The following is a 23,501-nucleotide window of genomic DNA, read 5'->3' on the forward strand; positions in this document are numbered from 1 at the left end:
CGAAAAAGGTTTGTATGTATAATAAAGGTAAAAGTTTTTCTGAAATCCAAATAGGAGAAAAAGCTTCTTTTACAAAAACAATTTCCGAAACAGATGTTTATCTTTTTGCAGGAATCAGTGGAGATTTTAATCCGTTACATGTAGATGAAGAATATGCAAAAACCACCAACTTTGGAACAAGGATTGCCCACGGTGGACTTGCGGCTTCATTGCTTGCTCCTGTACTCGGAATGAAATTACCTGGACTCGGAACCGTTGCATTAGAAACCACTACGAAGTTTCGTAAACCGGTTTATTTCGGAGATACAATCACGTGTTTGGTGGAAGTAGTTGAAAAAGTAGAACGAATCAAAGCGATCAAAATGAAAATTGTTTGGTCAAATCAGAAAGGGGAAGTCGTGAGTAAAGGTGAGACTTTGGTCATTCCTCCCGGTTGAGGAATTGGCCAACAAGTCCAATTTCATCTTCAACAAATTCACGGATTTCTTCCAATTCGTCTTCATCTAAAATTTCTTCTAATATCTCCTCTCCTGATTCATCTTGACCAATGCGCATAACGATGTATCCTGGAACCTCAGAGTCGGGATCATCCATTTCCACATTCACGAATTGGTATTCTTGTTCAGTATTTGGTAAGAATACCAAATAGTCATTTCCCATTTGTGAAAATGAGTAGAAAACTTCCCATTGGTAGCTGTTTCCTTTTTCATCCACTAAATCGATTTCTTCAGTAGATCGATTGGGTAAAAAATCATCTGCTTGGAATCCGAGATCTTTGATATCCATTAGCTAAAAAATTCCTTCTCAAAAGGTAGACTGTGTTTCTTTTTAAAATTACATTCTTTACAAGCTGGTACTAAGTTCGCTTTGACAGATTTTCCACCTCGTATAATAGGAATTAAGTGGTCCATTGTTAATTCTTCCACTTTGAATTTTTGCCCACAATAATGGCAAATTCCAGAAGCTCGTTTATTTTTCCACCAAGCAGTATTTTTAAGGTCCTTTGCTTTTTTTCGTTCCCGGCGTAATTCTTCATCGGTGACATCTGAAAAAAATGGCTCGAGAGGTGGTTCGGTCATAATTTAAAAAAATCTGTTTTTTTCTCTTCGTCAAGAAAAAGATGGATGAATGGGACGACTCATTTACCTGGATAATTTACGATCTTTTGCATTATTGCTTGGGATCGTTTTTCATTCCGCCATTGTGTATGCTGCCGATATCAAGTATGCCATCCAAACGGAAGATAGAAGTCAGATTTTATCTTATTTTTGTTATTGGATCCATAGTTTTCGGATGCCCATGTTTTATATGATATCCGGATTTTTTTCTGCCATGGTGATTGAGAAAAAAGGGATCAATTTTTATTGCGAAGGAAGATTCAAAAGAGTTCTAATTCCAACAATTTTTGGTCTTCTTTTTCTCGCACCAATCCAATACTTTTTAATGAATAAATTAAATTCACCGAACATTGGTTTAATAGAATTTTTGAGTTCATTTTTTACAAAAGAAAATTTTCAACATTCGCATATTTGGTTTTTGGTAGATCTATTTTGTTTTAGTATGATTTATGTTTTGTTACACAAATGGATTCATAAGTTATCTCATTGGAAACAATGGTTGGATTTGAGAGCTAGGTTTTTATTTTTATTTGGTCTTTGTTTCCTTTTTGTACTACTGACGCATACACAGATTGGGAAAGGGGAGTCTTATTATGGGATTTTTAAACTTACGTTTATGTATCAGTTTGTTTTTTTTCTCTCAGGAGTATTTTGTTATCATTGGAAAGATCTATTGATCTTACATCCTTCATCAAAATTCAAACCTATTGCCATTTTGATTTGGTCAATTATAGTGAGTATTGTCTTCATGGATTTTGAAATTACAGACCCACTATGGATCTACTTTTCCTATGTAAATCCTTGGTTTAGGTCAATCCATGTTTTTTTATGGGTTCTTTCCCCATTTTTATGGACAATGTTTTTTGTTTCATTTTTTGTGAAATGGGGGAATCAGGAAGGAAAAATTGGAGCTTATATCATTGAATCAAGTTTACCAATTTATTTATTGCACCATCCAATTTCATTAATTTATGCATACATTGTGAAAGACCTGCCATATCCATTGTGGTGCAAGTTTATCTTTCACAATTTGGTCGTGTTATGGTTCAGTTTTTTACTTTATGAATTTTTAATCCAAAGGTCAAAACCTTTGCGATTTTTGTTTGGTTTAAAAATTCGTTAAGTCTTACTAATTGCTTGGATGGATGAGGCAACAGCCGAATCCATACTCCCTGTATGTAACGCCAAGTGTTCACCTGCAAAAAACACACGTTCGAATGGTTCATTCCATACATCTTTGATTCCAAAACTTCCAGGTGGAAAGAGAGAAACAAAACCTGACCGACCTGTTGATTTTTGAAAACTATGAAAGTAAAATGGTTTTTCAAGAACAAGTTCAAAATTACCTAACTCCTCTAGAGCAGAGACCATTAGATTTTTTTTCTGACGTTCACTTCCTTTATCAAACAGGGAAGCTTTGTCTCCTGTTGTGATGGATGTGACAGCGGTTACATTTTGTCCAATGGCAAGGTCGGATACGTAAAAAGTTTCCGCGGCAGTAGTTGTGTGTTGGAAAAAATTTGTTAGACTTGCGTTTGATTTTACAAAACAAATGTTTTTTGAAATTTTACCTGTCTGCATTCTAAGTGCAGAATAAATCAAATCTTTTGGTAGTGTTGGAGTCCATTTGATTTCGAGCACTGCAGCCGAAGGAAGGGTGCAAACTACCAAATTTCCTTTGATGGTTCTTCCAGATGAAAGTTCTACATTCACTTGGTTTTTTTGTTGGGATACTTTGATTGCCGTTTCGCCTAATAGTAATTCTTGTCCTTTTAATTGTACCAAAAGGGATTGGATGATTTGTTCTGCTCCACCTTTTACTTGGTATTTTGGTTTGAGAGCGGATTGAAGTGCTGATAAGTCATCAAGTACAGATTCACTTGAGATTTGGTTCAAATCTGCTCCTAAAATGATCCGGTAGAGTTCGTTCATAGAACGAATTTCTTCTTCTGATAAACCTTGGTATCTTGCATAAGAAGAAAAATTGATTTTATCAAGCCCTTGTTTTTGGGAAGTTCCAAGTGATTTATGTAAGTCAATGACTTTATCCAAAGTATCAATCGAAGGGCCGGATATCTTATGAAGGTCGGTATTGTTTTTGGAGAGTGAGAATCTTTCAGATACATTAGCATTTGCAAGTTCTAACCCAAGTTGTTTGACTAAACTTTTTATGTCAGTTTGGTTTTCTCCTATCCATTCACCACCTAAGTCTTGTACAATTCCCAATTCTGAGTTTGTATAAGTAGATATCCTCCCGCCAAAATTTTCCCCTCGTTCAATGACTGTTACATCATATCCTGTTTGTTTGAGTAAATATGCAGAATAAAGACCAGACAATCCACCACCAAGGACGATTGCTTTTTTGGACCCAGATGTGCGAACTTTTGATTCTGATGTGACCACACCTGTGGATTGTCCGTAGAATTTTTTAGGGGAGAGGAGGGTTACTCCAGCGGCAGTAGCAGTCAAATTTTTTAGGAATGTTTTTCGATTCATAGAACTTTCCCTATTTTAACACCCAAAACAAAAAAGGCTAGAAAAATTACAAAAATAGAATCTATTGACTTTGGCTTTTTTATGCGAAATAGAAGATTTAAGTTTTCCTTCCCAACTTTTTCGTACATTTGTACATTCATTTTCTTTTTGTTTGTGCCAGGAATATTAGGTGCAGCTCCAAAAATCAATTTGGCAACTGAAATGTCTGGGATTTCTGTTTGGAACCAAGTGTTAGTTTTGGAAGACCAAACACAGTCGATACCCAACTCAACGATCGTCTCTGGTGAAAAGGATCATGAGTTCAAACCGCTCGTTTCCCCTAATCTGGGTTTTTCGCAATCCGTGTTTTGGGTAAGGATAGAAATTACAAATCCAACATCCGCTTTGATTCGATGGAATTTATTGTATGATTTCCCTCTGATTGATGAAATTCAGATTTTTGGCGAACCCATGCTAAAGGATGCCAAACGGGCGCTTGGTGATACTTTCATATTTTCAGAACGTAATGTAGATTATCGTAATCCAGTTTACCAATTGGAAACACAGGCAAATTCATCTTCTGTCTACTATCTAAAGATAAAATCAGAATCTACAATTCCTTTACTGTTAGAGTTTTGGACTGAAAAAGAATTTTATGAAAAATTGAATAAAGAACAAATGATATTCGGTCTATTTTACGGGATTTTGTTTGTGATGATTGCGTATAATTTTTTCATTTATATTTTTACTTATGAAAAAAGTTATTTGCTGTATTTATTTTTTATTAGTTCCATTTTTTTCTTTCATTTAGTTAACAATGGATTTGCGTTTCAATACATTTGGCCGAATTGGGTTTTTTGGGCAAATTATTCCTTACCGTTTTTTATTTGTTTGTCCTGCATCACAGGAATTATTTTCACCAATAATTACCTAAGTTTAAAAAAACACCTACCAAAAGTTTCCAAATTGATGTGGGTTTGGGTTGGGATTTTAGTTTTATTTTCCGGTGTTACTTTTTTCTTAAGTTACCGTATTGCGATGGTGACATCCATCTTGTTAACAGTTCCTACTGCTCTTCTGCTCGTTTATAGTGGTACATATACCTATTTAGCAAATGTGCGAACAGCAAGATATTATCTGATCTCATGGTTATTTTTTCTTTTAGGTGTTTTATTATATTCATTAAAAAGTTTAGGGTTTTTGTCGGACAACAACATCACTAGGTGGACTATCCAAATTGGGACTGCCTTACAAACCATTTTGTTATCACTTGGTCTTGCTGATAGAATCAATTTTTTAACTCGAAGCCTGAGGGAAAATTTACGAGATTTATCGCATGCCAAAATCAAAATTGAAGAATCAGAAAAACGATTTCGAGAAATTTTCCAAGGATCAGATGAAGTGATTCTCATGATGAACGAGGAATTCCAAATCATCAATGCTAACAGATCATTGTCCAAACATCTCGGATACCGCCTAGATGATTTAAAAAACAAAAAAATCACAGAGATTCTTTATACGGGTCGTGATCAAAAATCAGATTATAATGTGATGTTTGTGAATGACAAACTCACTGACCTAAAAATGACAGGATCGGCGATCAATTTTAAAACCGAACTCTCGCAAAAGTATGTGAAAGAACCAAAGGAGATGGTTTGTCGTATCCAATACATAGATTTTGATGAAACAAGGGAAGTGCTGATGACATTATCCCCTGAGTATGAAGATACCATCATCCAATTGATCGATTCTGAAAAAATTGAATTATCGATGAATAATTATTTACGTAATGCCGAACTTGTTTCACAAAAAATCACAGCGCAATTGGCAAAATATCTTTCAACAATTGAACAAACTGAAGTTAGATCCTCAGTTCGTGAAATTATCATCAATGCAGTCGAACATGGAAATTTGAATATTAGTTTTGAAGAAAAATCAAAAGCACTAACGGAGGGGAATTATTTAGAGTTTTTACAAAAGAGACAGGAAGACCCAAGGTATCGTCATAAAAAAGTGAAAATCGAATATTCGTTTAGCAGTGAATTTGTTGCCTTTCGGATAACTGATGAAGGGAGAGGGTTTGATCATAAAAAACACATGGAAAAATCTATTGATGATATGAATGAAGCACACGTGCAACATGGTCGCGGAATTTTAATGACCAAATCGGTATTCGATCGAATCGAATACAACGATAAGGGAAATCAAGTAAGTTTGATTAAGTTTTTAAATCGGAGTTAATTCCTTTGCCAGTCAAGAACCCACCACTCGTTCCATTCCTTAGAGTATAGAAGTTTTCCTGGTAAATGGCTTTGTAATAAACTTAAAAAATCGTCTTTTTTTTCAGTGATGATCCCTGAAAAAATAATCCTAGGTGCATTGATTTTTGCCAAGTGGCGGATGTTCTGCGATAATACGGCAAACGTGATATTAGCAATTGCTAAATCATAGTGTTCGTTTGATAATTTAGGATTGTCGATCCCTGATTCTTCTACAGTAAATTGAAAACCTATTGGGTATTCGTTTTCTGTCCAGTTTGACCAAGCAGCTTTTACAGCATTTGGGTCTATGTCCAAAGCAAAAATTTTGGAGACACCAAACTTTGCAAGACCGATAGATAAAATTCCTGACCCAGTTCCCACATCACAGGCGGATTGAAACGAAAACTTACCTTCAGAATATAAAGTATCCAAATGTTCTAAGATGAGTTTGGTGGTTTCGTGGTGTCCTGTTCCGAAGGCAACACCAGGATTGATAAAAAGTGGAATCCCTCCAGTGGGTTCCCATAAAGCGATGGTATTAGGCTCTTTTTTTTCCCAAGTAGGGATCACCCAAAGTTTGTTTCCAATTGGGAAAGGTTTGTAGTATTCTTTATATGCTTCTTCGTAATCTCTTGTCTCAATGATTCTAGATTCCGAATTAGAATTGTTAGGTGCATTTAATTTTAAAAATATTAAAATTTTTAATTCTTTTTCTACTTCATCCGTTTGTAAATAAATCCGTATATTTGTATTGTCACGGATTAGACCTTGGTCTTTTTCTTTGGGAGCTTCCCCATCAAAAAGGATTTCATAATACCCCGCACATTGTAAAGAATCTAGGAGTTCGTAAATTGGATCTGATAATTCTTTTGGTAAATTGACTTTTAGTTCTCTATATTCCAAACTTAACCTATTTCATCCGTATAATCCATGACTAGATACATGAGTGTTTCTTGGTCAGTTGGGTTGGAATATTCATGGGATACATCGGCCTTAAAGAATACTGAATCTTTGGGTTCGAGTTCGACTACCTTTTCGCCCACACGCAAACGAAGTTTTCCAGAAACCACAACTAGGTTTTCTGTTGTCCCTGTTTTATGTGGTTCTGCCACTTCATGACCGCCAGGTTTCAAAATGAGTTCGTAGAATTCTGTTTTGCGGTTACCGAGGAAAGGGAATAGGGCCCGACTCGCAAAAACCTTCGAGTTGGAATACAATACCTTTGAGTTTTCCGCTTTGAGGATATGGATACCGTCTTGGTTTTTTTCTTTGAGCAGTTCCGAAAAAGGAACGTTGAGTCCGTTTGCGATTTTCCATAAAACTGAAATGGTCGGTACTGATTTCCCTTGTTCAATTTGGGACAACATCGCGCGGCTGACACCACATCGATTTGCGAGTTTGTCCAAAGAAAATCCTTTGGTATGACGAATGAGTTTCAGGTTTTCTTTGACAACATCTGTTATATAGTCGCCTGATTCTGAAATGAGTTGATCTAATCCGTCACTTGTTTGTTCTACTTTACTGACCATTGACCAAGCGTCCAATATAACAGAGGTATTGTCAAGAAACTATCGATTTGGTCTTTCTTTTTTCTCTTCGATCACAAAGACGGGGGGTAGTTTCATCCCTTGTGGGAATTTTTTTTGGACTTCCTTTGCCGGTCCCCGGAAAGAAGTTTCATGGGCAAATGAGATCCCAAGCGAGAGGAAAATCCGGCGGTCATGAGGAAGGATTTTGGCCAATGTTTCCAAACAATGTTTGGCCCGGTATGGAGTTTCATAAAATGCCAAAGTGATCCCAAGGCCTAAGTATTGTTTGAGAGTGCGTTCTCTTTCTTTTTCCTCTCTTGGTAAAAATCCGAGGAATAAAAATGGAGAAGTAGCAAAACCAGAACTTGTGAGTGCCGAGACAAGAGCTGTCGGTCCCGGAGCGGAACGAACTTCTACGCCCATCTCCCAGGCCAAGGGGACAAGCCACTTCCCAGGGTCTTCTAGGCCCGGGCTACCAGAATCGGAGATGAGGCATGTTTTTTTGGTCATGGCTAACTTCATTCCAATTTCATCCATTTCTGCTCTCGATGTATGTTCGTTTAAGAGATCGAACGGTTTTGAGATTCCTAGTTTTTTTAAAAGAGTGGAGGTTGTCCTTTGTTCTTCTCCTAAAATCCAGTCTGCTTCTTCTAGCAACTGTTTGGTACGTGGGGGAAGGTCTAAATCATTTCCAATGGAATTGGATACTAAATACAATCGATTCATTTTATAAGTGTAGGGAAGGCAAAATATGGTTGGATCAGTATCCCTTGGGAAGAACAGGCTTTTACAAATTCTGGGTCACCTTTGTCAATTGCCACACCAAATTCTTTTGCTTTGTTTAACATTGGATAATCGTTAAATGAATCTCCAAATACCAAGTCTGGGTATTCACCGATCCGTTCTTCAATTGCTTTGACTTTTCCTTCTCCATATGTATAAGGTTCGATGAGTTCGTGTGTGTATTTCTTGTTCTCGTCTAACACTTGTCTCATTCCAATCACATGGGATTCGAAAACAGGAAAATGGTGAGCAATGGCAGCAATTCCTGGTTCTGGGGAAGCTGTCACAATGAACACTTTCCAATTGTGGTGGTTTAAGTATTGGATGAGGTCCTTCATTTCCACTTGGGGAAAAACACCTGACTCTTTATCCGGTTGGTTTACAAGTGCCCAAGCGCGCCTTGATACTTCATAATAATCTTCTTTCGTGAGTCCTTGGAAAATAAAGGAAGTCCAACGATACCCTCGTTCAATCCCAAACTCTTTTAATTGGTAGGCATATTCTTCCCAAACGAGGTGTTCCTTTTCTGAAAAACTAAGTTTGGAATGGTCTTTCCAAAGATGTTTATCACGAAAAAAAAGAGAGATGTCTTTAGGCAGAAATTGTAGGCCTTCCTTAATGAGTTGGTCCATGATTTTTTCACCAAAATCATTTCGGATCAGCGTATTATCAAAATCAAAACAAACAATGCCTGTTTTACTAGGGATGAGTGTTGTCAGACGGTCATAAATTTCATCCGTCCAACTGTTCTTTGTAAGGTGTGTCACAACTTCTTAGTCTGCAAATCCGACTAGGTTTGTGGCAACTCCTTCTTCAAAAGGAGTGAGAAAGTTTTCTGGATTTAAATACACATTATGGAATCGAACTTCAAAGTGGACATGCGGGCCCGTTGATTTTCCTGTGTTTCCAGAAAATGCAATGATCTGTCCTTTTTTGACAACATCGCCAGGTTTTACGAGTAACTCTTGGTTGTGTCCATACACAGTGTGGAAGTGGTTCATGTCATGATGATAAATTTTGACGGCTAGTCCATAATCACCACCCCTTCCTGCTTCCTCGACTACACCATCTGCTGCAGCAAGGACAATCGAGTTTTTAGGAATGGCAATATCGAGACCCGTGTGCCAAGTGTTCCAACGCCTTCCGATCCGAGAGGAAATCCGAGATTTGTTATTGGGAAGCACAGGCCAGATGAATTGGTCAATTGGTGATTCAATGGTTTCGCGAAAGAGTTCCTTCTCTTGGAGGTTTCGCATGTATTCAGCAGAATAGGGGAAAAAAATTGATCGTTTCAAACGTTTGAGATCGGCGTCAGTCAAGTGGTTGATTTCCATCACCTCCTGAGCAAGCACCCCAAACTCGGAAGCCTTTTCAAGAAGGGATTTTTTTTCAGCATTGAGATCCACCCAAAGTCCCCACTGGTCGTTATAACGTTGGAATACGTGGTTGTCCAAAAAAACAGGACCGTTTTTTTGTTTTTGGTAAGCCGCATAGGCCGAGTAGGTCACGACAAAGAGGATTAGGACCAGTATGATATAGTAACTGCGGTTTCGCTTCATCTCATTTCGCCTCAAAAACTATGGTGCAATGCCAAATTCTCACGACCCCTCGCCTGGTCAAGGCGAAGAGGCTGAAATCTTGCCTCAAACATGGCTTTTATGTGACATAAGAAAGTTCACCGCATTGGTGTCATTTCCTTTTCCAACTTGGGTAATATATATTAACGGCGTTCATTATAAAAAAAGGACCAGAGGGTATCTGATCCTTTCCTTACTTCTATCGTTGGAGCTAGGTTAGTTTAGGAAACAGCTTGGGTTTTCTGCTGGCCAGTCCGGTAGAGGTAAATCCCAGCTACGACTAGGCAAACAATCCCGATGGCATAATAGGCCCAACCCATATCGAAGTACCCTAGGACCAAAAATCCAAAGAGTAACCTGGAGATCTCCATCGCTCCGGCCCAGGATTTGTTTTCAATTAAGGCATTGATCGAGACGAGAGAGAGGGTCACCCAGATCGTCACAAGGATTTGAGAGACCAAACTGAATTTTGGAACAAAGAGTAAAAAGGCAAACGAGAGTAACAAAACCAAAACGAACCAAGTGGTCGTATAGGTTTTCACTTCTGAAGCAGGTTTTGGATCATACTTTTGGAACGTTGTAGGGCTCACCTCAGGGATTGGTAAAAATCCAGCAGCTTTTTGCCCTTGCCTTGGTATCCAACCTGGGGGTTTGAAGAACACAAGGATTTTGTCTAAAAAATATTCTGCTTGGAAAGACTGTTTCAGAAGTTCCCAGTAATAATGGAAATTGGCATATACCGGATTAAAACTCCGAAGGGGTTTTACCGTTCCATACACACATGGTTCCGTTTCTTCTCGGAACGTGCCAAACATGCGATCAAAGATGATAAAGATCCCTCCATGGTTTTTGTCGATGTAGATAGGATTGATCGCATGGTGCACTCGGTGGTGCGACGGAGTCGAGAGGATGAATTCTCCAATCTTTCCAATTTTACCAACGGCCTTGGTATGGACCCAAAATTGGTAAATCAAATTGATTTGGCCACTCGCCAGATACATCCAAGGGTGAAACCCGACGAGGGCGAGAGGTACATAGAAGATCCAAGAAACAAGACCACCGAGGCCTGTTTGCCTGAGTGCGACAACAAGGTTGTATTCTTCGCTATGGTGGTGGATGACGTGCCCTGCCCAAAGGAAATTCACTTCGTGCGCCAATCGGTGGGACCAGTAGTAACAAAAATCTTGGCCAAAGATGCACAGCACCCACGCCCAAGGGTTTGTCATTGCGAATTCAAAAAAACGGAAGTGCTCGTAAATGTAAAAATACGCATAAAGCCCCACACCTTTTTGGAAGAGACCCCAAATTTGGGAAATGATCCCTGTGCTTAGGTCTGCAATCGAATCATTCAACCGGTAGAGGTCTTTGTTTTTCCGGTAACCGATGTAAACTTCAATCCCAATCAGTAAAAAGAAAACAGGGATAGCAAAGGTAACAATTTGGGGGGCTTTGAAATTCTCGAACATAGCGGTGTAGATTTGACATCATTTTGACAAAATGTCAAGCAAATGTTGACCGAGATTCAGAAATTGTTCACGGTTCAATTCTTCTGGTCGTTTGGTCGGGGGGATTTGAGACCTAAGGAGTGCTTCGCCAAGTGCCTCACGGAATTTTGGATCATCGGAAAACGGAGATTCTCGCAGACTCACTTGGATTTGTTTTCGTTTGCCCCAAAACAATGTACGTAACATTCGAGACCAAAGTTCCACTTCAACATTTGATTTTGGAACCCAATTCAATTCCCCTTTCTGTTGTTTGGGGGTGAGTAGAATTAATGCGGAATGGATTTTGGGAATGGGAAAAAAACAATTTTTATGCACAGTTTTTAGGTATTTAACATCGCAGAAGGCAGATAAAAATACGGATAAGGAAGAAGTTTCTTTCACGAGTCGCTCTGCGAATTCCTTTTGCACCATAAAGATACCACCTTTGAAATGTTGGCAATGGATGATGAGAGTATTAATGATTTCTGTTGTTAGGTGGTATGGTAAGTTTCCAAATACAAAAACTTTTTTTGGGAATATGTGAAATAAATTTCCTAAAGCATCACCTTCATGAAGGGTAGCATTGGGGAATTTTGGTAAAATTTCATCTTTTGCCAATTGGATGTAAGCAAAGTCAATTTCAAATAAATCGGTTTGTTTTCGTAAACTTAAAATAGGATAGGTTAAGGTTCCAAGACCAATTCCAATTTCTGCCAGTGAAATATCTGGTTCAGTAAACGAAGGTTTTGCGATATTGACAATGTACTCTACAATGTTCTGGTCGATTAGGAAGTTTTGACCAAATTTTTTTTGAGCTCGGATCCCCTTTTTGTCAAAGAAGGTTTGGATTTGTGTGATTGTGGAGTAAGGGGATTTCAAATTGATCCTCAACGATGAGGATTTTCCAGGCGTTAGAAATCCCAAGTAGTTTTTGGTAGGTGATCCAATCTTTTGCTTCCTTTTTTTTCCAAGGTGGGAAATCCAAAACTAAATAACCAGTCCAATTATTTTGTGATCTTTCTCTTTCAGTTTCTTTCAATGAACGAATGAGACTGTTGATACGTTTCGGGTTTCCGTCAAATCGGAATAGAGAAAAACTCGGACTAATGTCACCTCCCAAATGATTCGAAGTTTTGATTTGGATTCCTTCTTTTGCCATCAGATTTCCAAAAGGAGATGCAGTTTGGTCATACCAGATTACTTCGCTGAGATTGTGTTTTTTTCTTAAACGTAGGACGGTTTGTAAACAGGATTCAGATTCAAATAAAATCTGTTTGATGGGAGATACTAAAATGGGTAGTTCCATCCGTTTGTGACGAGAACAGTTCCCGAATAAATAAAATCGATCACGAAGAGCCAACGTGAAGAATCCTTTTCCTTGTTGGAACACAAACGGTAATGCAAAAGAACGATTAAACCAGTAAGTAAATGGAAAAAATAAGATTACGATAGTGGTTACAATTCTACTTAAGAATTTTTTTTTGTGCCATTCAAAACGATGGAGTAACCATATAGAAAAAATCAAGATGACTGATAGTAGAATGAAAAATAGAGTTTCACCTTGCCAAATTTTGTATGCTCTTTCGGTCAAAGCAAAGGATTTAAAAAATTTCAAAAATATTGAAGTAAAAAAACATGCGGGTGACCAAAGGTATTCAGAAACAATAGAATACAGATCGTTAGGAATGATTATTTGGATCAATAGAGTAAAATACAAACTAGGAAGTAAGATTCCTGCCAATGGAACCAAACAATAATTGATCCAAACCCCTCCATAAGAAAAAGATTGGAAATAATAAACAAGTATTGGGAAACTACAAAGAGAACAAACTGTTGTGAGCGTAAGATTTTCTTTCCATAAGGATTTTGAATTTGGAAATATCATCTGATCCAAACTTGGTTTGAGATAAAAAATACCGAACACTGCACCAAAAGAGAGTAAAAAACCTATACTTAGAAAATCAGAAAACAAAAAGAAAGCAATACCAGCAGAGGATATTATAAGTAAGTCACTAACTGCAATTTTGCGATAAAACAAAGATGAAACTAAAGTTAAAAAAACAAACAAATACGCTCGGACAAAGGAAACAGGAAAATTCAAAACAAATAGATATAAAAATCCAAAACCAAGTGAAATTAGAATCGAGATCCAGCGGTGTTTGATAAAAATAAGGTTCCCTAAAAATTGTAGGCTTCCAATAAAAATACCTAAGTGTAGCCCTGAAGCAGCAAACAGATGTAAGATTCCAGATTCTTTTGCTAATTCTTTGAAGTCTCTTGGGATTTCTTTTGTGGAACCTGTAAGTAAACCCATTACGATACGAGTTTCAAAAGGTGAAAGTGGTGATTTTTGTAATTCTTCTCGCAAAAAATTGCGAAAGGTTGGATTGGGTTGTCTCGGGTTTGAGATTTGATTGGTGTCAGCGAAAAGTAAAAAGAAAAAGGAAGCAAGGATGGCATAAAACATTTTTCTTTCAAAAGGTTTTGTCAGTTTTGGTGGAAGGAAAAGTAAGAGAGACACCAAAAGGAAAAGAAAGCTAAAGGCTGTGCCATAAATTCCCGGTATCTTTGTGCCGATTTTTAGGATCGTCGCTTGCAGACAAATCCCAAGACAAAACCAACCAAGATTAGAATTAGGAAGAAGTTTTGTATTGACCCTCACATTAAGTGAGGTTTGAAACATGGAATTTTGGTTGCGAGAATTTTAAAAAGGATAAATCCCTAAGGTTCTCCGCACTTCATCCAATTTTTTTTCAGCCACTTCCATGGCTTTTTCCTTTCCCGATTTTAAAACCGAATGCACATAATCTAAGTTTTGTGTGAGTTCTTCTCGTTTTGATCGGAAAGGGGCAAAATGTGCCAGGATTGCATCTAACAGGTCTTTTTTGAGATCCCCATACCCAAATCCACCGTTTGTGTATTTTAGTTTTTGGGTTTCTTTTTCCGAATTGGATAAAAACAAGGAATGGATTTGGAAAATCATCGATTCTTCTGGGTTTTTTGGTTCTTCGATGGCTTTCGAATCACTGACAATTGACATCACTTTCTTTTTGATTTCTTTTTCGGTTCCAAAAAAGTCGATCGTGTTGTTGTAAGACTTGGACATTTTTGCACCATCCACGCCCGGAACCGTTGCCGTGTTTTCATCGATGTCTGGTTCTGGGATGGTTAAAACCGAACCGAATTGTGAGTTGAACCTTTCAGCAATATCACGTGCAAATTCCAAATGTTGTTTTTGGTCTTTTCCTACAGGGACTTTTTCGGCAGAAAATAGTAAGATGTCACTTGCCATAAGGATAGGATACGTAAAAAGTCCAGCTCCAGGAACAAAACCTTTGGCTACTTTGTCTTTAAAAGAATGTGCAAGTTGTAATTGAGAAACCGTAATTGATTGTGATAAATACCAAGTGAGTTCTGTGACTTGTGGCACTTCACTTTGAACCCAAAACACAGTTTTGTTTGGGTCAACACCAAGCGAAAGTAAGTCGATTGCACATCCTAATGTATATTCTTTCAGTTCTTCTTTAGAGCGAAACGTTGTGAGTGCATGAAGGTTTGCAATAAAAAGAAATAATTCTTCTTTGGATTGGTAATCTAAGATTTTTTTGATCGCTGAAAAATAATTTCCTAAATGTAATTTCCCAGAAGGTTGTAATCCAGTCAGGACTCTCATCATTCTCCTTCCGAATCAGAAAGATCAATTGGATCTGAAGTATTATTGTTTTCAATTGATTCGTCTTTTTTGTTTTCGACACTTCCTTCGCCATTAAAAGTAGAGTAGGTAAGTCTTTCGTATTCTTTATTTAATTTGATGAGTTCTTGTTCTATTTTTCTGTGGGCAGTGAGTTTTGAAGTAGTTGCTGGATCTTTAAAAATCACTGCATAATTGTATAAGTATTTTGTGAATTGAATGAACACATCTTCCACTTTCATTCCATTAATTCTTTCTTTTGCGACCACAGCTTTGTCATAATGTGGGATGAAACGTTGAGCTATTTTTACTTCTTCGATGACTTTGTCTTTTGTAGAAAGGATTTTGTCGTTTGTTTTGCCTTTTGATTCAGTAACCTTTGCCATCAAATGGTTTTCTACTATGATATTGAGTTTGCCGGCAAAACTTCCAAAAAATTCGGATGCATCTTGTAAAGCTTGTACGATCGTACCTGCAATTTGGTCATTTGCCGCATTACCAGTGCTATAATCCATTCCATATTGTTGGAAACTATATTGGAAACTTGGGAATTTTTTGTTAAAATTGTCTATGGTTCTAACGAGTGTATTGAGTGCGTCGATTTCATTGCGAAATAAACCTGGTTGGATTATGAGGAGTTCTTGGTTTTGGTTTTTGTCTCCTAATCGCACATAACCTTCGATTAGGTTGATATAAACAGTTTGTAAGTCACGGAGTAATAAATAAACAAGTCTGTGAGGTTGTGATTTGTAACTATTTTTGACGGTTTGGCTTTTTGCCGATTCAGGCATATGATGAGCCATATAATCGTCTACTACCACATTCAAAAAATCGAAACTAATTTTTCCTTTGTCATCAATGGAAAAATATCGTGTTCTTAAATTTTGAAGTTCTTCTTTTTTAAACGTTCTTGTGTTGATGTCGTCTGATAATTTTGCAACAGTGATTTCTACTTCTTTTTGAATTTCACGAGCTGCTTGGAATTTGTGTTCTTGGATGGGGGGAACACGTAAGTCCGTTACAATTTCAGGCCATGTAAACATTTTCTTTTTGGCAACAATGTAAAACGCGGTAATTGCATCGGATAACTTTGGTTTGTTATTTTCTAAATTGAGAGCATAATTCACACCTTCCATGATTTTGTTTAGTTTTGGTGTGAGTTTATCATCCATTTTTACGATGTCAGGTAAATTGGATAATATAATATCTCTAGCATCATCTCTTTGCAAAAAACGTACATAAAACATCTGCATTTTTAAAGATCTTTCTAAAAAGATATCTGCAGAAATTTTATCCAAGATAAGAGCATCTAGAGATGCAAAGGAATTAAAAAACTTATTAAAATTATTGATGATATTGTAAACGAGTGGAGTCCAAATCCTCCAACCTTGTTGTTCGGAAACGCGAAGGGCTTGAATGGTGGGAATAAGTACATCTTCTTTGAGACCACGGAAAATCTTTTCTACATTATTCGAAATGGTTGGGTTACGACCAAATAATCCTATATCAATGGTTCCTGTTTCTTTGGCAAATTTTCCAATGGAACTATTGGCATTATTTCCTCCACCAAAGAGACCAGCAAGAAGCCCACCACCTTGTTTCTGTTCGATGGCTTTTTTCCGAGCGGGGTTTTGTTTTTGTTTGGCGGTGTCGATTGTGACCAAGTCACTGGAACGTTTGGGTTTTGGTTCGGGTGTAGATGGCCTTGAGATTACTTCTCTTCGCGGTTGTTCCTTTTCGGGTAAACCTCTGTCACGACTATCTTCTTTTTTGGGTTTGTTTTTGTTTTCGTAGTCTTCATCCACTTTGCGAATGAGGTCGATACGTATGAACACATCATTTGATTTTAAGATGGCTTCATCAATGAGTTGTTGGTGTTCGGGAGTCCTTGTTTTGCGGTATAAATCCGCAAACACACGATGTGCTTCTGTACGTGAAACTGGTGTCACAATCACTCCTTTTGGTTGAGAGGGTTCTCAACAATCTGTGAGCTTGTGGGAGGTTGGAAGTTAAAAAGTCCTGTTCCGAGACCAATATTGGTCGCAATGCCAGAAAAGGCAATTTCTGTGATTTCATCATCGGAACGTTTCATTTTGAGTACACGGGGGAGGTCGTTATCTGAGACGACTAAAATGATTTCATTATAACGTTTGGTTGTCGACGTGAGGCGAAAGGTTCTGCCACTGACGGTAACGTTTTCGTAACCAGAAAGTAAGCCACCAAGTCCACCGGAGACACCTTTTAAGTCTTGTTTCCCTGCAATTGAGGAATCTGGATTATAAAACCATAAAATACGGCCATTGGAAGAGATGATCCTTCCATCGCTGAACCGAACATGGAGTTGGTTTGGACTTTTGTAGGAAACAACACCTGTTAAGCCACCATTTAAGGTCACAGAAGCTCGGAAACTTTCAAGGGAGTTCATTCTGCCAATAACGGCGTTAAGACGGTCTCGTCCATCCTCTGCCCAAAGGGAACCCAATGAGGCAGAGAAAAGGAGAACAATCTGGATTTTGAGAAGGAAATTTCTCAAAGTAAGATGGTTCGTATTGGGAATTAACCCAATACTTTTTTGAATTCAGAAGTGAGTGCAGGCACTACTTCAAACAAATCAGCGACAACACCGTAAGTTGCTACTTTGAAAATAGGAGCATCTCCATCTTTGTTGATCGCAACGATGTATTTGGAAGATCCCATACCCGCTAAGTGTTGGATGGCTCCGGAAATTCCACAAGCGATGTAACAGTTAGGGGAGACAGTTTTACCAGTTTGGCCCACTTGGTGTGAATGAGAAATCCAACCAGCATCAACAGTTGCACGAGAAGCACCAAGAGCAGCGCCAAGAGTGTCAGCTAAGTCTTGGATGATTGGCCAGTTTTCAGGTCCTTTGATTCCACGACCACCAGATACGATGATAGAAGCATCAGCTAACTGCACTTTGTTTCCACCAGAAAGGTCTTTGGAAAGTGATTTTGTTCTCACTTCGCCAACAGAAGCTCCCGATTTTTCAACAGCACCAGCTCCATCTTTAGGAGTTACTTCTTGTGAGTTTGCACGCACAGTGAACATTTGGATGTCTGAAGAAACTTTAAAGTTTGCGTAAGCTTTACCAGAGTAAATTGGTTTTTTTGCTACTACTTTTCCACCGTCAACAGAAAGAGCCACTGCATCCGCAACGATTCCCGCATTTGCTTTGATCGCCACTCTTGCAGAGTATTCTTTTCCTTGTGCGGAGTGTGGCATCAGAACCACCGCAGGTTTTTTCTCTTGGATCACGGCAAAAATTCCGTTTGCATAACCTTCTGGTGAAAATTCACCAAGGTTTGCACCAATCACTGCATCAGCACCAACTGCTTTTAAATCACCAGCAAACGCGTCAACGTTGTCAGTGATGATAAGTGTATGAACTTTACCACCGATTGCATCCGCAATTTTGCGAGCAGCAGAAGTGAGTTCTTTTGAGATTTTTTTAAGTTCGCCGTTTTTTAATTCACCAACTACTAAAACATCAGCCATGTTCGTCTCCTTAGATGACCTTCGCTTCTTCGCGAAGAGCTTTTACAAGTTGAGATGCAAAACCTTGTGCATCTGCTGCTTCCAGTTTTCGACCAGCGATACGTGGAGGAGGTGGTTCGAGAGATACTACTTCGAGTTTGGAACCAGTAGCACCTAGTTCTTCTGGTTTTTTCACATCGACTGGTTTTTTCTTCGCAGACATGATTCCTTTTAAACTTGGGTATCTTGGTTCGTTCAAACCTTTTTGTGCAGTCACTGCTAGAGGAGCAGAAGTTTCAACCACTTCAGTTCCACCTTCGATTTCACGAGTGGCAGTTACTTTGTTACCGTCAAACTCAAGTTTGAGGGCCATAGCTACGTGAGGGACATTCAATCTCTCTGCAATTTGAACCACAACTTGTGAGCTGTCAGTATCGATTGATTGACGACCACCGATGATTACATCTGCATTTTCAGCTTTGATGAAATTAGCAAGGAGTTCGGAAGTGTATGTAGAGTCAAAAGTTACATAGTCATCCACTTTTACATGAACGGCTCTGTCGACTCCCATTGCGTAGGCAGTGCGAAGTGCTTCTACGACACGGTCCGGACCGAGGGAGACAGCGATGACTTCTCCACCGCTTTTTTCACGAATTCTAATTCCCTCTTCGATAGCGAATTCATCATAAGGAGAGATGATCCATTTTACGCCAGCTTCGTTGATCGACTTGTCACCGACCTTGATATTGGTTTCCGTATCCGGAACCTGCTTTACTAGAACAACAATTTTCATTCCTTAACCCCGTTTTCGTGGATTACCTTAAGACCAGAAAACGAGAGGGAAGTCATAAGGGAAGTAATTTATTCTCGGAATAAGCTGTATTTGGACCAATTATAGGCCCAAATGATCCATAGGATGACCACTAAGACGTTTGCGTCGGATTTGAGGTAGAAATAGAATCCGATGTTTAAGGGAAGGAGGAGGAAGAGGAGAAATGCCAAGAGCAGGACCAAGTGGGGTTTTGATTTCCAGTGTTTTCCAGCAGTTTGGATTTCCACAAGAAGGTTTCCTTTGGGGCCTTCTGCCAAAGCCCGGAAATGGAATGAGTAAAGAAGGCTAAATAGTAAAAAAAGGGCAAGATGCAAAATGAAAAACAACATATTCCCAACCTTATTTTTTAGGGGAGTCCAGAGAAGAAAAAAATGATCTGAGGGACAAACATAGGGAGGTAAGAAAGTTCCGAAAGGGTTTTTTTTGAGGAAGGGGATCGGGAACTATAAAAAACAAATAGTAACCAAAGGTAAGAAAGTGCCATTCCAAGGAAAAACTCAAAATCCAAGGTATGGAATCCATATTGGAATGTAAGGATTACAAGTCCCAAAAATAAAAAAATAGATACCAGTCGATCCATCCATTTTTGGCTGACCCAAAGGTTTAGAGTGAAGGTGCCTTGTTCTTTGTCCCATTCACGGTCCATTTGGTAGGTGATGAGAACATTGTTGAACACATGGAGGGAAAAAATAAAAACAATGGTGATGTGTTGCATCGAATTGGGAAAGGGGAGTAATATCCCCCAAGTATAAAAGAAAGTAACCAAAAATTCCTTCGGCACGGGTGAAAGGTTTGTGACAACAAGGAACAAACAGATTGCAAAGGAAAAAAGAAAGGCAAAGTTTTGTTTGATGAAAGTCCATTCGGATAAAATTGCCAAACCACCAACAATCAGGATGGAACCAACGATTATCGATTGGATCAAAATCTCGTTCTGTAAATAAAAAATTGATCTAGATGATTTTTGAAAGGTTTTCTTTTTTGCATCCCAGTAGTGATCTAAGAGATACAATGCCCAAACTGAAATTAAATAGAATAACACAAGTGAGAAATTCATTGTATTCCGAAAGTAGAATGAAAAATAACTTAAGTTTGCAAAAACAGATATTACTACATCGAAGGCAAGATAAGAAACAACCAACGGAGTCCGATTTTGTTGGGTCATTCGGAACATAGTTCATAGATTACAAAGAGGAATCCTTTGGCAAAAAGAAAATTCCCTTGCCACAAAATCTGAAAAGAAAGGAAACTGTATGCCAATGTTTCGCTCCATTCGTAACGCCATCTATTCCGTATATTGTATCCGTGACCAATTCCCAAGGTATATGTCTGATCTTCTGACGGAAGAAGAAGCCATGGGTGCTTTATTTGCGGTTCGGTTTCGGTATGTGATTGGGATTGCTCTCCTTGCAAGTGCGACTGCGAATCTGAGCAATATTGATACCATTTGGGGTTATTTGGTCAATTATATCGCCATTGGTATGTATTTTTTGAATACATTTGTACATTTGCATATTCTGAAACAAAAAGATAGCAGATGGAAAACAAAGTATGACTACATCAGCCTTTTTGTGGATAATGTGCTCATTACGATGACAATCCTCAATTGGTATTGGATCAAAGGCCATGGGAATCCGAATTTTTTGGTCAAAACTCCACTGATGGTTTTTTATTTACTCCCTCTTTCTTTGTGTTTGTTCCAATACCGATTTTCACTAGTTGTTTTTTCATTTGTTTGTTTTTTAATCAGCTATTATTCGTTTATTGTTTTGGCCTTACATGATCCAGATGCGATTGCAAGTTTAGACTGGTATAGTTATGTGTTAGGTGATGAGATCATTCTCTCAGATGCTTTGGTTTCCAAACCAGTGATTTATTTGATTTTAGCATTTGCCATCTCCTACGCTATTTTTCGTAGCTTAAGGATGTTACTAAAATTTGCAGCTTCAGAAACCCAAAAAACCACACTCTCTCGTTATTTTTCGCCTGACTTGGTTTCTGAAATTGTGTCGGACCCAGAAGTGCTTGGTAGAGGAAAACGCCAAAAAGTCACAGTCCTTTTTAGTGATATTCGTGGGTTCACTCAGTTTTCTGAACTACTCGATCCAGAAGAGTTATCAATTTTTTTAACGGAATTCCGAAGGCGCATGGTGCGAGTCATATTCCAAAACAAAGGCAGTTTAGATAAATTCATTGGTGATGCCGTCATGGTAACCTTTGGAACACCACTCCCTTCGATAATTCCAGGTGAAGATTCCATGAATGCAGTGAATGCCGCAAAATCAATGTTAGAGGAGCTAAAAACTTGGAACGAAGAGAGAAAATCTATCGGTCAAGTGGAAATCCGAATAGGCATTGGAATCCATACAGGCGAAGTATTTTGTGGGAGTATCGGTTCCGAAGAAAGAATGGAATATACAGTGATAGGTGATACTGTGAACACAGCCTCAAGGATTGAATCAGCTTGCAAACAAATTGGATCTCCTCTCATTATCTCAGAATTGGTTTGGAATGAAATTGGAAACCCAAGTGAGTGGGTAAAAAACGAAGGGATTTTGTTACCAGGTAGAGAACAAAAAATTAATCTATATGCAATACAAAATCATTTTTAATTAGATGTTTAGATTGAGTTTATAGACCGCTTCATGTAAGGCAGGGTTTAACTCTGGATCAATGGTATAAATCACACGCGTAGTCCCTGCTTGTAATGCCAAATCCATAATCGCTTTTCTTCTATCGATTTTGATGCTTTTTAAATCAAAATCTGCTATTTTGAATTTGATTCCTTTTTGGAAGATTGGATTGATGCTACAAATTCTTTGGAGTTTTGGTCTTGTTTGGTAACGACCTACATCAAGGACAAGGCAAATATCAAAATGTGCACGTTTTTCAGAATCAACTGATGCAGTGATGACAAAATCTCCAAAATTAATGATGTTTTCATTATTCGTGAGAGAACTTCCAACATAATCTAGTAAGTGTCGTATGTTCTTATTGCTATAAGAAAAAAACGAATCATTTAAAATCATTTTGAGAGCTGTTGATGATTTAAATGCGGGCCGCCAAGGTTGGTTTGAGGTAAGAGATGCATATTCACTTGCAAGAGATAAAATTGCAATGTCTTCTTCGAAACTTGAAGTAGTGACATTGTTCTCTTGTAAATGGAGTTGGAGTTCGATGTCTTGTGTTATCCTTTCTTTTCCCACTTCTTTATTGTATTTATCACGAACTGACATGAGTTTGGTGAAAAGGGAACGAGGGTCTGGGAAATTGTTATTCACACCATTACCGCGGTAAGGCCTGTGGTGGTTTAAAATCAAAGTTCTCACATGTGATTCCACTTCCGGTGCTGGCAGTGTCATGAGGTAACTGATGATGGGGTGTTGTTGGACAACGGCATACTCTTCCTTGGTCAGTTTGGGAGCTTGTTTGACCTCAAGTCTTGAGTATCCAACATCCATTAGGTAACTTGCCATCATAAGGCTTAAGTGGTCTTTTTTATTAGATTCTTCCTTACCTTCATTGACAATCTTACGTGTTCGAACTTTCATTCCCATGGCGACAACAGTTCTTTTGGTCATCAGTTCTGATTCAACAGAAACTCCTGCTACACTTAAGATTTCCAAAATATTAAAGATCCCAAGTTCAAAATCAGGGTTACTTGTAAAGTCTGTGAGAAGTTCGTTCACTGAGTTTTGAACAAAGACTGCTTGGTCAGAGGAAAAGGAAGTTTTTCTTAAATCTTCAATGAGCGCCTGAGATTGTTTGGCAAACCTTGCTGTTTTTTCTATATCAAATAATTTTGTCGTTCTTCCTGGCTCTAAATAAGGTTTTTCAGAGCCATTTGGTTTTGTTTTTTTAAGTTCGGAAATGAGAAAGTAAACCCCTTGCATTTCAAACTTCAATAGTTTTCCAAAATCAGCTTCCGTTGGATTTCTTTTTTTATGAATTAAAATTTGACCGTCTTTATTATATAAGTCGAGAGGTATGTTTTGATTTTTACGGAAACTATTTAATGATTCTTCGGTTAACTCAAATTTGGCGAGCTTATCTCTAGGTACTATATTTGTATCGTTTATGCTCATTGGAATCTACACTCATTCAATTAGAAGAAAATTTCTGAATGTTTATGCGATGATGGTTTATCTTATATTAATTGTAAATTCATTCCTTAGTTTTGTTATATCTTTTTATTCTTTAGGGAATTTCCGTAAGTAGTAATACTAAGATGAAGTAGTGGATGTTTCCTTTCGTTA

The 23,501-nt window shown here is 38.1% G+C and carries 23 protein-coding genes; 4 read left to right on the plus strand and 19 right to left on the minus strand.

Going from position 1 to position 23,501, the window contains the following annotated elements:
- Positions 1-14: 14 nt before the first annotated feature.
- The gene (locus tag EHQ43_RS15520; protein WP_135754775.1) at positions 15-437 is read left to right on the plus strand and encodes a MaoC family dehydratase; all 423 of its coding nucleotides are present in this window, start codon (positions 15-17) and stop codon (positions 435-437) included.
- Here the strand turns inward: EHQ43_RS15520 and EHQ43_RS15525 are convergent.
- Both EHQ43_RS15525 and EHQ43_RS15530 read right to left on the minus strand, forming a co-directional pair.
- A complete protein-coding gene (locus tag EHQ43_RS15525; protein ID WP_135754776.1) occupies positions 421-786 on the minus strand; it encodes a DUF1292 domain-containing protein in 366 nt (121 codons plus the stop codon). The two genes, EHQ43_RS15520 and EHQ43_RS15525, sit on opposite strands and share 17 nt — an antisense overlap.
- Positions 786-1,079: an HNH endonuclease gene (locus EHQ43_RS15530; RefSeq protein ID WP_135741491.1), complete on the minus strand. Its 294-nt coding sequence runs from the start codon at positions 1,077-1,079 to the stop codon at positions 786-788. The genes EHQ43_RS15525 and EHQ43_RS15530 overlap by 1 nt, the downstream gene beginning before the upstream one ends.
- Before the next feature lie 49 nt (positions 1,080-1,128).
- Between EHQ43_RS15530 and EHQ43_RS15535 the strand changes: the two genes are divergently transcribed.
- A complete protein-coding gene (locus tag EHQ43_RS15535; RefSeq protein WP_135771666.1) occupies positions 1,129-2,241 on the plus strand; it encodes an acyltransferase family protein in 1,113 nt (370 codons plus the stop codon).
- Here EHQ43_RS15535 and EHQ43_RS15540 read toward each other — a convergent pair.
- Positions 2,238-3,614 carry a flavin monoamine oxidase family protein gene (locus EHQ43_RS15540; protein ID WP_135771667.1) on the minus strand — a complete coding sequence of 459 codons (1,377 nt, stop codon included), beginning with the start codon at positions 3,612-3,614 and terminating at the stop codon, positions 2,238-2,240. The two genes, EHQ43_RS15535 and EHQ43_RS15540, sit on opposite strands and share 4 nt — an antisense overlap.
- Before the next feature lie 81 nt (positions 3,615-3,695).
- Here EHQ43_RS15540 and EHQ43_RS15545 point away from each other — a divergent pair, with 81 nt between their 5' ends.
- Positions 3,696-5,834, plus strand: coding sequence for a 7TM diverse intracellular signaling domain-containing protein (locus tag EHQ43_RS15545; RefSeq protein WP_208731102.1), 2,139 nt, complete (start codon positions 3,696-3,698; stop codon positions 5,832-5,834).
- Here the strand turns inward: EHQ43_RS15545 and EHQ43_RS15550 are convergent.
- The 15 genes from EHQ43_RS15550 to EHQ43_RS15620 form a co-directional block, all read right to left on the minus strand.
- Positions 5,831-6,757, minus strand: a complete 927-nt coding sequence (locus EHQ43_RS15550; protein WP_135771668.1) for a 50S ribosomal protein L11 methyltransferase — start codon at positions 6,755-6,757, stop codon at positions 5,831-5,833. The genes EHQ43_RS15545 and EHQ43_RS15550 overlap by 4 nt on opposite strands.
- A 2-nt stretch (positions 6,758-6,759) precedes the next feature.
- Positions 6,760-7,383, minus strand: a complete 624-nt coding sequence (locus tag EHQ43_RS15555; RefSeq protein ID WP_135741495.1) for a helix-turn-helix domain-containing protein — start codon at positions 7,381-7,383, stop codon at positions 6,760-6,762.
- Positions 7,384-7,422: 39 nt separating this feature from the next.
- Positions 7,423-8,109, minus strand: coding sequence for a 16S rRNA (cytidine(1402)-2'-O)-methyltransferase (rsmI, locus tag EHQ43_RS15560; RefSeq protein ID WP_135741496.1), 687 nt, complete (start codon positions 8,107-8,109; stop codon positions 7,423-7,425).
- A complete protein-coding gene (locus EHQ43_RS15565; protein ID WP_135754779.1) occupies positions 8,106-8,933 on the minus strand; it encodes an HAD family hydrolase in 828 nt (275 codons plus the stop codon). The genes rsmI and EHQ43_RS15565 overlap by 4 nt, the downstream gene beginning before the upstream one ends.
- 6 nt (positions 8,934-8,939) lie before the next feature.
- Positions 8,940-9,725: a M23 family metallopeptidase gene (locus tag EHQ43_RS15570; protein WP_135741498.1), complete on the minus strand. Its 786-nt coding sequence runs from the start codon at positions 9,723-9,725 to the stop codon at positions 8,940-8,942.
- A 239-nt stretch (positions 9,726-9,964) separates the two neighbouring features.
- On the minus strand, positions 9,965-11,209 hold the full coding sequence (locus EHQ43_RS15575) for a sterol desaturase family protein (protein ID WP_135771669.1): 1,245 nt from the start codon (positions 11,207-11,209) through the stop codon (positions 9,965-9,967).
- Positions 11,210-11,227: 18 nt separating this feature from the next.
- Complete coding sequence (gene rsmA, locus EHQ43_RS15580) at positions 11,228-12,106, minus strand: 16S rRNA (adenine(1518)-N(6)/adenine(1519)-N(6))-dimethyltransferase RsmA (protein WP_135771670.1); 879 nt, start codon at positions 12,104-12,106, stop codon at positions 11,228-11,230.
- A complete protein-coding gene (locus tag EHQ43_RS15585) occupies positions 12,060-13,910 on the minus strand; it encodes a ComEC/Rec2 family competence protein (RefSeq protein ID WP_244242848.1) in 1,851 nt (616 codons plus the stop codon). Before EHQ43_RS15585 ends, rsmA begins: the two co-directional genes overlap by 47 nt.
- A 21-nt stretch (positions 13,911-13,931) precedes the next feature.
- Entirely contained in the window at positions 13,932-14,900 is a 969-nt protein-coding gene (gene trpS, locus EHQ43_RS15590; protein WP_135771871.1) for a tryptophan--tRNA ligase, read from the minus strand.
- A complete protein-coding gene (locus EHQ43_RS15595) occupies positions 14,900-16,867 on the minus strand; it encodes a hypothetical protein (protein ID WP_135741501.1) in 1,968 nt (655 codons plus the stop codon). The genes trpS and EHQ43_RS15595 overlap by 1 nt, the downstream gene beginning before the upstream one ends.
- A 2-nt stretch (positions 16,868-16,869) precedes the next feature.
- On the minus strand, positions 16,870-17,451 hold the full coding sequence (locus EHQ43_RS15600; RefSeq protein WP_135741502.1) for a LolA family protein: 582 nt from the start codon (positions 17,449-17,451) through the stop codon (positions 16,870-16,872).
- A 23-nt stretch (positions 17,452-17,474) separates the two neighbouring features.
- The gene (locus EHQ43_RS15605; RefSeq protein WP_012388132.1) at positions 17,475-18,434 is read right to left on the minus strand and encodes an electron transfer flavoprotein subunit alpha/FixB family protein; all 960 of its coding nucleotides are present in this window, start codon (positions 18,432-18,434) and stop codon (positions 17,475-17,477) included.
- 10 nt (positions 18,435-18,444) lie between these two features.
- Complete coding sequence (locus EHQ43_RS15610; RefSeq protein ID WP_135741503.1) at positions 18,445-19,206, minus strand: electron transfer flavoprotein subunit beta/FixA family protein; 762 nt, start codon at positions 19,204-19,206, stop codon at positions 18,445-18,447.
- 68 nt (positions 19,207-19,274) lie between these two features.
- Positions 19,275-19,574 carry an LIC10362 family protein gene (locus tag EHQ43_RS19875; protein WP_135741504.1) on the minus strand — a complete coding sequence of 100 codons (300 nt, stop codon included), beginning with the start codon at positions 19,572-19,574 and terminating at the stop codon, positions 19,275-19,277.
- Between the two features lie 17 nt (positions 19,575-19,591).
- Complete coding sequence (locus tag EHQ43_RS15620; RefSeq protein WP_244242849.1) at positions 19,592-20,410, minus strand: prenyltransferase; 819 nt, start codon at positions 20,408-20,410, stop codon at positions 19,592-19,594.
- A gap of 94 nt (positions 20,411-20,504) precedes the next feature.
- Here EHQ43_RS15620 and EHQ43_RS15625 point away from each other — a divergent pair, with 94 nt between their 5' ends.
- The gene (locus tag EHQ43_RS15625) at positions 20,505-21,857 is read left to right on the plus strand and encodes an adenylate/guanylate cyclase domain-containing protein (RefSeq protein WP_208731126.1); all 1,353 of its coding nucleotides are present in this window, start codon (positions 20,505-20,507) and stop codon (positions 21,855-21,857) included.
- Here EHQ43_RS15625 and EHQ43_RS15630 read toward each other — a convergent pair whose 3' ends face one another.
- Positions 21,858-23,330, minus strand: coding sequence for an HD domain-containing phosphohydrolase (locus EHQ43_RS15630; RefSeq protein WP_135771672.1), 1,473 nt, complete (start codon positions 23,328-23,330; stop codon positions 21,858-21,860).
- Positions 23,331-23,501 lie beyond the last annotated feature (171 nt).

Source organism: Leptospira bouyouniensis, from assembly GCF_004769525.1.
GTDB lineage: Bacteria > Spirochaetota > Leptospiria > Leptospirales > Leptospiraceae > Leptospira_A > Leptospira_A bouyouniensis.